The sequence below is a fragment of the Maribacter sp. genome (genome assembly GCF_039968975.1).
Lineage (GTDB): Bacteria > Bacteroidota > Bacteroidia > Flavobacteriales > Flavobacteriaceae > Maribacter.
Genome location: NZ_JBDVOT010000076.1, coordinates 25,599 through 35,246, shown reverse-complemented (window position 1 = coordinate 35,246; position 9,648 = coordinate 25,599). Strand labels below are relative to the sequence as shown.

Sequence of the window (9,648 nt, the reverse complement as noted above, 5' to 3'; positions counted from 1 at the left end):
GAAAGTAATGTTACAAAACCTACGGCTGTGGTTATAGATGTTAGTAGGGTAGTCATACCTACTTCTTTAAGGGAAGAGGTAATAGCTTTGTATCGTCTTGTGCCTGTTTGTAATTTTCTGATATAACTGTCCGTAAGGTGTATCACATCAGATGTACCTACAATGAGCATGAGCACTGGGTAGAAAGCAGCCATGGCATTCAATTCTTTACCTAACCAGCCCAATAAGCCCATAAACAGTAAAAGAGACATGGCAATTGAAAAAACGGATATAAGCACTACTGGCATGCTTCTGTAAACCAATAGTAGAATTATGAAAACCAAAATAGAGGCTACAATGGTGGTGGTAAGCACTTCGCTCTTCTGCATTTCAACAATGGCTTCATAGAAAAAAGCTCTTCCTAATATGTGATAATCAGGTAAATTGTGCTCCTTTAATGACGTTCTAATATTATTTAAAAGAAGTTCAGATTGTTTGTAATCTAGGTTGTCTTCGGTCTCTAACGCTAAGACCAAAGATTTTCGTTTTTCGTCAATAAGTACGTTTACAAAAAGAGAATCTTCTTTAATCTTATCCCAATCTTTTTGGTATTGAGAAGGGTCGTCAATATGTATAATCGGCAATGTTGTATACCCAAATGAGGTTTTAAGCGGGTAGGAGAGAGAAGCTAAAGAACTACTTTCCAGAACATGGGTGAAATTCTTACTATCTTCTGAAAATGCTTTAAAATTATTTAGAAACTCTTGTTGAAAAATATTAGGATCGTTTTTTACGGCAACAAGTAAAAAATTGTCATCGGTTCCAAACTCTTCTACATAATTATCATAAAAGGCTAAATCTGGATCCTCTTCTGGAAAGAACTGGCTAAAATCGAAAGAAAATTGGAGTTCATCCAATTTAGAGGCTGCCAATACACCTAATAGGATAAATAGTACAATGAAAAGCTTTTTAAGAAAGCCAAAGTTAACCTTCATAGAAAAATATAAATCTATTCTTGTACGAAGTTAACATTCTTCAAGATAACCTTGGTAAAAAGAATAGAATAAGAGCGATGAAGTTTTTTAAAACCTTCATCGTTCGCACAACAGCATAATTACTATAGGTCAATAAAATTATCAAGGTATAGGGTCCAATCGTAATTGGTATACTCTAAATCAACACCTTTAGTAGTAGGTATAATCTCATTGGCTTTCAGTATTTTTTTAATACCGCTTTTACCACCAAAATCTCCTCTAAACCAACTGAATAATGAAGTAACCTTGACTACATTAGTTTCGCTATTGTAGGTGCTGGTTTTTTCTAAAAGCCTTTTTGTTCCTATGTTTAATTGTTCTTGTAAACGTTCCCATTCATATATGGCAACAGGCGGACAATCTTTAGCGCCACAATTTAGGGCAAAGTGAACGTTGAAAATGGGGTCGTTGACTCTTAGTTTACGCTCAAACTTACCAGGAAACCACTTGCGTATATAACCCAAACCATATTCCCATTGCGATTTTCTAATGATACCGTGTTCAATTTTAGCGAAAGACACCATTTCACCGGCAATTTTAATCTGCTCTAGTTTGAAAAAGGTGCCACGATCATCATATAATTCGGGGTTTTTTTCTAAAATGACTTGTATATAGGCATTATAGATATTCAGCCAAAAAGCCAATCTTTTATCATTGGTGTCTAGCGCATTGTCTAATTCTGTTATAGTCGTGTTCGCTAAAATATCTTGTAGCTCTTGTGTGTCTTTTTTGTCAATGATACGTTTTAAGAAAATTTCAGATAATTCATTGAAATCAGTATCAGAATTTGTTTCAACCTGTGCTTGTACATCCGTCTTTATCATAAAAAATATAGCCAATATAGTTACAAGAAAAGAGATTTTAAATTTCATAGTTTTGCTTTAGATTACCTTATCTACGTAATAGCGGATAAAAGGTTTGTGAAACCTTGGTCGCATTTGTTTATAATTGATTACGCTAACCTTTTCTTAAATTTTAGCAGAGATATAAAACTATTTTATGCAATTTGCGTAGATAAGGCGTTAACTTAAATTTTTTGGGTAGTAGTCCTATTTTATAATCGCTACTCCTTGTTCATTTCTATGATAAGTATAATAATACCGGCACATAACGAATTTAATAATTTGCAACGGCTCTTTAAAATCGCTTGTTTTTTAGAGCATGAAAAACTTTTGGAAATTATAGTAGCAGTATCTCCCGGTAATTCAGATACCATCGAAAATTTAGATTGTAGCGAAAAAGTCAAACTATTACACTGTGAAAATAAAGGTAGGGCAGCTCAAATGAACGAAGCTTCTAAAATAGCATTAGGCAATGTTTTTGTTTTTCTACATGCTGATGTAGTGCCACCTAGCGGATTCATTGATGATATCTTTAATAGTTTAAAAAATGGATATGAAGCAGGATTCTTTTCGTATAAGTTTGATAAAGATGCATGGTACTTACGCGTGAACGCAGCATTTACTGCTAAAGACGGGTTATTTACCGGTGGTGGTGATCAATGTCTCTTTATAAAAAGAGAAGCTTTTAATAACTTAGGAAAGTTTGATGAAGAGCAGGTTCTAATGGAGGATTTTGAGTTTTTCAGACGGATGAAAAAAGGGAATATACCTTATACTATCGTTAAAAATGACTTAATCGTCTCTGCTCGTAAATATGAGTCTAACTCTTATCTACGTGTAAATCTTTCTAATTTTCTTTTGGTAGTACTGTTTAAATTTGGATATCCAGGCAAGAAACTAAAAACGCTACATAATAAATTGATACGTACCCCATATAATGGATGAGATTATAAACGGAATTCAACAAATTGGGATAGGAGTTCTCGATGTTAAAAAAGTTTTCAACTGGTATAGAAAGCATTTAAGTTTTAATATTCTGTTATTTGAAGATGAGGCAGTTGCCGCCTTAATGACAAAATACACCGATGGTAATGCAGAGAAACGTGAAGCTTATTTATCGTTAAATATGACTGGTGGCGGAGGTTTAGAAATTTGGCAATTTAAGGATAGAGTTCCTCAACCGCCAAGCAAAGGCGTCCAATTTGGGGATTTAGGCATTTATGCCATGAAAATTAGATGTAAAAATCTGACTGACATGCATTCATATTTAAAAGGTATTACGATTTCGCATCTTTCAGAAATCACACGGTCTTATGATTCTTACTTTTACTTCACCGATCCTTTTGGTAATCGAGTGCAAATGGTTGAAGATCATTACGTTTTTTGTAAAGAATCTTCAAGAAATGGGGGAGTGCTAGGTGCTGTAATTGGCGTTAGTAATATAGAGGCTTCAATCAAGTTTTATAGTACAATGCTAGGGTATACGATGATAGCTTATGATAATGTTGAAACACTAGAAAAATACAGTAAAAAAGAAAAATATAGAAGGGTAATTATCTCGCAAGAACAAAAATCTGTTGGCGGATTTGGAGACCTTCTAGGTCCTACACAACTAGAACTTATTCAGGTTTTGGATAGAACTCCGGTTAAAATATTTGAAAATAGATTGTGGGGAGACTTGGGGTATATTCACCTTTGTTTTGATGTTTCTGGTATGGGCTCAATTAGAGAAAAAGCAAAACATCAAAATTATGCTTTTACAGTAGACAGTGCCAACAGTTTTGATATGGGCGATGCTGCCGGTCATTTTAGTTATATGGAAGATCCTGATGGCACCTTAATTGAATTGGTGGAAACACATAAAGTCCCTATTCTTAAATCAGTGGGATTGTTCTTAAACCTAAAAAAAAGAAATCCACATAAAACTTTGCCAAAATGGTTGGTTAAAAGTTTAAGACTACACCGCGTAAAAAAAGATAAATAAGTTAGAACAATATCTGTTTTAACTTTTACCGGTATTTCTAATTAATCCTATTTTAAAGAAGAAAAATATAGCTTCTAACACACCAAAAAACGATAAGCCGTTTGGCACTATCTATACTATTTTCAAATAGGATAGAAGTGTAAACAAGTCCTACAATACCTGAAAGGGCTAAAACGATTTAAAAAAGTTTCTTTAATTCATGGTGGATAAATAATAAAAAAAAGGGCAGTTTTTGAAAACTGCCCTTAGTACTTTAAATTTTAATTTGTTATGAAGTCGCTACTACACCAAGTGTATATAATTGCTCTAAATTTGGTGATTCACTACCACCTGCAGGTTCTAGAGTTATACCGAATGCTTCAGATTCGTTCGGGTTGTTCAGCGCAAAGACTTTGTTTTCATCCATAGCAAAATCTTCTAGCAGACCCATACTGGTAGGGGTAAGCGGTGAAAGTTTAAGAGACCAAACTTGGTACACAAAACCTTCTGGCGGTTCAGGTAATCCTTTTGCATCAATAAATACCTTTTGATTTTCTTTGTTCCAATATGCCTTGGCATATGAAGTAGGCGATACTGCTTGACCACCTAAAGAAATTACACTAATGTTTTTATCACGAAGCGTATTTAATAAATCTTGAGTTTGTTCTAAAGATGAATCTGTATCTGCAATTTGCTGTTCTAAATCAATATTTTGCTTTTCAACGATCTCAATATCAGATTTTAAATCTTGGTTCTGCTGATACATCCAGAAAAGACCAACAGCCAATAAAATGGATGCTGCCCAACCAATGTATGATAAGAACGGAGAACTACGTTTTTCGTTGATATCTAGCACCTTAACGTCACCATTAATTCTATTCATTAGTGCTTTAAACGAATAGTTATATCCTGGCGATGCTTTTCGTGACAATTCTAAAACAGCTGCTTCAATTGCTTCTATTTCTTTTTGAATTTCTGGATACTCTTTAGCATAGTTGGCAATTTCCAGATTTTCTTTTTCTGAAAGTGTACCAGCTATATAAAGCTCCAAAATTCCCGATGTTATGTATTTTTCTACATCCATACTATCTTACGGCCATATTTTCCCTTAGTTGGGAAATGCAACTTCTATTTCTTGTTTTTACAGTACCGATCGGAATTTCCAATTCTTCGGCAGCATCTTTTTGCGTATATCCTCTAAAGTATAACAGTTCAATGATCTGAACACATTTTTCCTTTAAATTTTTAACGAGGTTTCTTACTCCTTTGGTGTCTACGCTAGTAGTTTCTTCTTCTTGCTTGTTCTGTAAAATATTTACGAAGTAATCTGCGCTAAGGTTCTTTTTTTCATTTTTATACGACCTACTGCGTATTTCATCGATAGCTGCATTACGTGCAATATTTAAAACCCAGGTGAAAAATCGTCCTTTAGAGGAATTATAGCTATCGCAATTGTTCCATATTTTAATAAATACATCTTGACAAATTTCTTGCGATCGCGCATCGTTCTTAATGATAGTATTTATTACACCACATATGTTGTCGCTATACATGCCATATAGCTTTTCGAAAGCCGAGGGGTCTTTCTTTCTAAACTGATCAACCAACTGGTCTAGTTGCATAAGTAAATTTTAAAATCGGTTAAAAATAGAAAAAGCTGTTCTAAGAACAGCTTTTATTATATTTATTATTGACTCTATTCAATAATACCGGCACAACTAACACGTGCACCAGCGGCACCGCTAGGTTGCGAAGTATAGTCATCTACACCTTGGTGAACAATTACACCTTTGCCTAAAATATTCTTGTTTTCATCATCACAGCCAATACACCATTCTTCTGTTTCAAATTCAACTTTTGCATTACCATCGGCATCAGCGGTAAAGTTACCAATATCGCCCTTGTGGAATCCTTCAGAAGCACCCCATTTACCATGTGGTTCATTGGTTGGGTTCCAGTGCCCTCCTGCAGAAGATCCGTCTGCTGCAGTACAATCGGCTGTTTGGTGAATATGAATGGCATGCTCACCTTCAGACAAACCAGATAGCATGGCTACCATTTCTACCTCGTCATCATCTTGGGTAAATGTTACTTCACCTTTTACATCACTCTCACTTTTAGGTTCGAGCATAAATTTAATGGTAGTTTCATCTTCATCCATTTCATTTTTAGCCTCGTCCATTAATTCTTCAACCTCTTCTTTGGCTTCAGATGCTTCTTTTTTTACTTCTTTACAACTAAAGACAGCTAGTAGTGCCAATAGTGCTATTTCTATTTTTAATATTTTCATCTTGTTTTTATTTGTTATGAATTGTTAAATTATAATTTAAATCAATTACTATCAAATAGTTACATGATATGAGCAATCCTTTTAGTCTTTAAAGGCAAAAAAAAGGAGGAGCTCATAGGCTCCTCCTTTTATAAAGTAAAAATTAATCTATTTATTTTGTCAATAGCACCTCTGCTTTAACGGCAACCTCACTCCATGTTTTACTAACACCATCTTTACCGGTATGTAAAATTTCACAAGCTTTGTTTATAGAAGCAACGGCGTCCATAGCATTCCAGTTTGCTAAATCCATAGTACCTGTAAATGTAATTTTATCATCACCGTTCATTTCGTATGCAAGCGGAATGTTTTGTGTTTCTCCGTTCAAGGTAACATCAATAGAGCTTTTGTCTCCGTCAGCTTTAAAAACACCAGAGATCAATTCAGTATCTTTTAGTGCTCCAAAGAAAAATTCCAATAATTTAGGGTCTCTTGTTCCCGTTGGGTCGTTAGTGAATAAGCTACTAACAGGAATACTAAACTCAGTTCCGTTTAAAGTTTCCATAGCAGTTGCACCGCTATTGGTTTTTGTAAAGTTTATCTTTTTGAACATTCCGCCAACAGGTACCTTATCTGTTGTCTTGTAAGCGGTAAAACTTACTTTTGTTGAATCTTGTACTAAGCTGAACATTTCAGTTGCTTCGCTTGTAGCTTCAACGCTTTTAGATTCTTCACTTTTTTTAGTGTCTTTACAACTTGCAAAAACAATTAAAAGTGCACTAGCGAATGTAAGTGCTATTTTTTTCATGATAATGTGTTTTAATTATAGTATAAATTTACTTCTTCTTTTTAAAAATGCCACGCAAATCAGTATTATAAAATAAGCCAACTTGAAAACGATCAAAATTAGTTTCACTAAAATGATTTTTTAAATACCCAAATTGCATACTTAAATCTTCGGTAACATTCACTCCCAAAGCTGCGTATGCTCGGTTTTGACCAAAAGCATCGTCTTGTAGGTTAATGAAAATTTCATCATAAAAATTCAAGAAAAAAATATCGGTTAGGGGCAAGGTCATTTGAATTCTATACCTCGCTCTGTGCAATGTATTAGTGATTCCAGAAAAATTATTTTGAACAAACCGCTGTTCTAAACGATAGCGATGTTCGAAATTAAATTCCCACACTTTATTTTTAAGAATAAACTGCTCAAATATGCGATGTTCAGAAATAGAGTTATTTTTGATGAGGGCATCACCCCCAATAACGTCAAATTCACTGAACGTTGGGTCGGTTTCAATAAATCCGTAACCTAAAGTGGCAATTGCATTGGGGTTGATATGATAATTCACCCCGGTTCTTAGCAGTAATTGATTAAAGTTTGATGCTGTTTCGTAGTATCTAAACTGAGCTTCAGTATGTATACTCCACTTATCAGCTATTTTATTAGTGCCAAAATACATGAACCAGCTGCCATAAGCAGATTGTCCTGTTAAATCACTTTGTGCATTGGTTTGCGTAAATGTTGCTAATAATACCAGTAACGTAATAACTTTCTTCATTCTTAAATTTAAGGTGTAACTCTAGTTTTAGATTTATTTTTCATCCGCCTTGATCGGGGTGGCTTTATCTTTCTTTAAATACAAATCTAAAAAATCTAATACCCTGCTGTATGCCTCTATTTGATTTTCTTTTTTGACAAAACCATGTCCTTCATCTTCAAACAGCACATATTCTACGGGAACTCCGTTCTTTTTTACACCTGCGACAATCTCATCAGATTCTACTTGTAGCACCCGTGGATCTTGTGAACCTTGTAAAACAATTAAGGGTTTGGTCACTTTATCAGTATGGAAAAGAGGTGATATTTCTTTTAAACGAACCGAGTCTGCACTATACGGATCGCCTAGTTCTAAATAAAGAGCATCTTTAAAAGACTCCCACCATGGAGGTATACTCTTTAGTGTTCGTATCCAATTGGTAACGCCAAATAAATTTACCCCAACGGCAAATTCTTCTGGAGTATAGGTCAATGCGGCCATAGTCATATAACCACCGTAAGAACCACCTATAATTCCTATTTTATCGGCATCTATTTCTGGTTGTGCCGCAAGCCAATTTTTGCCTTCTACGCAATCTTTTAAATCTTTATCACCATGGTTTAAATCGTCCATTTGATAAAACGTTTTTCCATAACCACTGCTACCTCTATTATTTACTGCTAGTACGGCATAACCATGGTTGGTAAGGTATTGAATAAAAGAACTGAAATTTTGACGGCTTTGTCCGCCTGGTCCTCCGTGAACCCATACAAGTGCAGGTACTTTTGCATTAGCATTTGCTTGGTGCGGTTTGTAATAAATTGCAGGTATCTCTACTTCGTCAAAAGATTTGTAGCGAATAACTTCTGCAGCAACAAGATCCTCAGTTTTAATTTCAGGATTCAGTACATCTGTTAATTGCTTCTGCTCTTTCGTTTCTAAATTATAAACATATAAATTACTTGGGGTATGTGAGCCACCAGCATAAAAACGCATCCATTTTTCATCATTTGAAAAATCTACATTTGTTATTGCCATGGCATCACAAGCCGGTAAATCAATGTTTTTCATAGTGGCAACATCCATTACCTCTATGGTATTTTTTGCATCTTCATTAATATAGGTAACCAAGTAGGTTCCGTTCTCGGTAAAATAGCTTCCTAAAATATCCCAGTCGCGTGAAATCACTTTATCGGTTTTACCCGTAGCAATATTATATTTCATTAAGTATGAAAACTCACTGCCTTCATCTGTAGTGTAATAAAGTTCATCACCTGCAGGAGAAAAATCTTGACTGCTATTGGCACTTTTCGTTTTATTGATCTTGATTTTTTTCTTTGCAGAAAGGTCATACAGGAATAAATCAGAATCATTTGTATTCAATGACTTTGTCAGGGTAAGGTATTTTTGATCTTTGCTAAGGTTGCCAATATCATACCCATCTTCATTCTTGTAAACAAGTTTTGGTGAATAGTTAAGGAAATCCATCTGATAGAGGTCCATGTATCTAGAATCTCTTTTGTTAGACGTAAAAAAGAAACTTTGTTTATCCTTTGCCCAACCCTCAAAACTAGCCCTTGCACCCTTTGTAGGAGTAAGGTCCGTATGGCTTCCATTAAGGTTACGTACGTAAATATGATAGATTTCATCGCCATTACCATCCATACTAAAAAGTATGCGCTCATCTCTAGGGAAATAAGAAATAGCAAAGATTGATGCACTGTCTGATTGCGTTATCGGTATTAATTCTCCGCCCTTTGTAGAAACGCTGTACATATTGTAAATGCCAGATCTATTGCTAGAGACCAATAATTTAGAATTATTATGATAAAAACTACCACCGGAAATAGCTTCATTGTCCATCATTTGTTTAATGGAGTACTGATCAGGAATTTTAGAGATTTCCATCTCTTTTTGCTCTTCCTTAGGTTCTTCCTTTTTTTCGGTACAACTCCAAATAAGAGCTATGGCAAAACAAGCGAGTAGTTTTTTCATAATAAATGGTTTTAAATGAGCATTC

At 34.8% G+C, this 9,648-nt stretch carries 10 protein-coding genes; 2 read left to right on the top strand and 8 right to left on the bottom strand.

Going from position 1 to position 9,648, the window contains the following annotated elements:
• Both ABJI11_RS05435 and ABJI11_RS05430 read right to left on the bottom strand, forming a co-directional pair.
• Nucleotides 1–974: MMPL family transporter (locus tag ABJI11_RS05435; RefSeq protein WP_348350142.1), on the bottom strand; the 974-nt coding region annotated here is incomplete at its 3' end.
• 122 nt (nt 975–1,096) lie between these two features.
• Entirely contained in the window at nt 1,097–1,885 is a 789-nt protein-coding gene (locus tag ABJI11_RS05430) for a DUF547 domain-containing protein (RefSeq protein WP_348350140.1), read from the bottom strand.
• Nucleotides 1,886–2,095: 210 nt separating this feature from the next.
• Here ABJI11_RS05430 and ABJI11_RS05425 point away from each other — a divergent pair, with 210 nt between their 5' ends.
• Both ABJI11_RS05425 and ABJI11_RS05420 read left to right on the top strand, forming a co-directional pair.
• Entirely contained in the window at nt 2,096–2,800 is a 705-nt protein-coding gene (locus ABJI11_RS05425; protein WP_348350138.1) for a glycosyltransferase, read from the top strand.
• Nucleotides 2,793–3,839, top strand: coding sequence for a VOC family protein (locus tag ABJI11_RS05420; protein WP_348350136.1), 1,047 nt, complete (start codon nt 2,793–2,795; stop codon nt 3,837–3,839). The genes ABJI11_RS05425 and ABJI11_RS05420 overlap by 8 nt, the downstream gene beginning before the upstream one ends.
• Before the next feature lie 268 nt (nt 3,840–4,107).
• Here the strand turns inward: ABJI11_RS05420 and ABJI11_RS05415 are convergent, their stop codons facing one another.
• The 6 genes from ABJI11_RS05415 to ABJI11_RS05390 form a co-directional block, all read right to left on the bottom strand.
• The gene (locus ABJI11_RS05415) at nt 4,108–4,902 is read right to left on the bottom strand and encodes an anti-sigma factor (RefSeq protein WP_348350134.1); all 795 of its coding nucleotides are present in this window, start codon (nt 4,900–4,902) and stop codon (nt 4,108–4,110) included.
• Nucleotide 4,903: 1 nt separating this feature from the next.
• Nucleotides 4,904–5,440, bottom strand: a complete 537-nt coding sequence (locus tag ABJI11_RS05410; protein WP_348350132.1) for a sigma-70 family RNA polymerase sigma factor — start codon at nt 5,438–5,440, stop codon at nt 4,904–4,906.
• 74 nt (nt 5,441–5,514) lie between these two features.
• A complete protein-coding gene (locus ABJI11_RS05405) occupies nt 5,515–6,108 on the bottom strand; it encodes a superoxide dismutase family protein (RefSeq protein ID WP_348350130.1) in 594 nt (197 codons plus the stop codon).
• 151 nt (nt 6,109–6,259) lie between these two features.
• Nucleotides 6,260–6,895, bottom strand: a complete 636-nt coding sequence (locus ABJI11_RS05400) for a hypothetical protein (RefSeq protein ID WP_348350128.1) — start codon at nt 6,893–6,895, stop codon at nt 6,260–6,262.
• 28 nt (nt 6,896–6,923) lie between these two features.
• The gene (locus ABJI11_RS05395; RefSeq protein ID WP_348350126.1) at nt 6,924–7,649 is read right to left on the bottom strand and encodes a DUF2490 domain-containing protein; all 726 of its coding nucleotides are present in this window, start codon (nt 7,647–7,649) and stop codon (nt 6,924–6,926) included.
• A gap of 33 nt (nt 7,650–7,682) precedes the next feature.
• A complete protein-coding gene (locus tag ABJI11_RS05390; RefSeq protein WP_348350124.1) occupies nt 7,683–9,623 on the bottom strand; it encodes an alpha/beta fold hydrolase in 1,941 nt (646 codons plus the stop codon).
• Between the last annotated feature and the right edge of the window lie 25 nt (nt 9,624–9,648).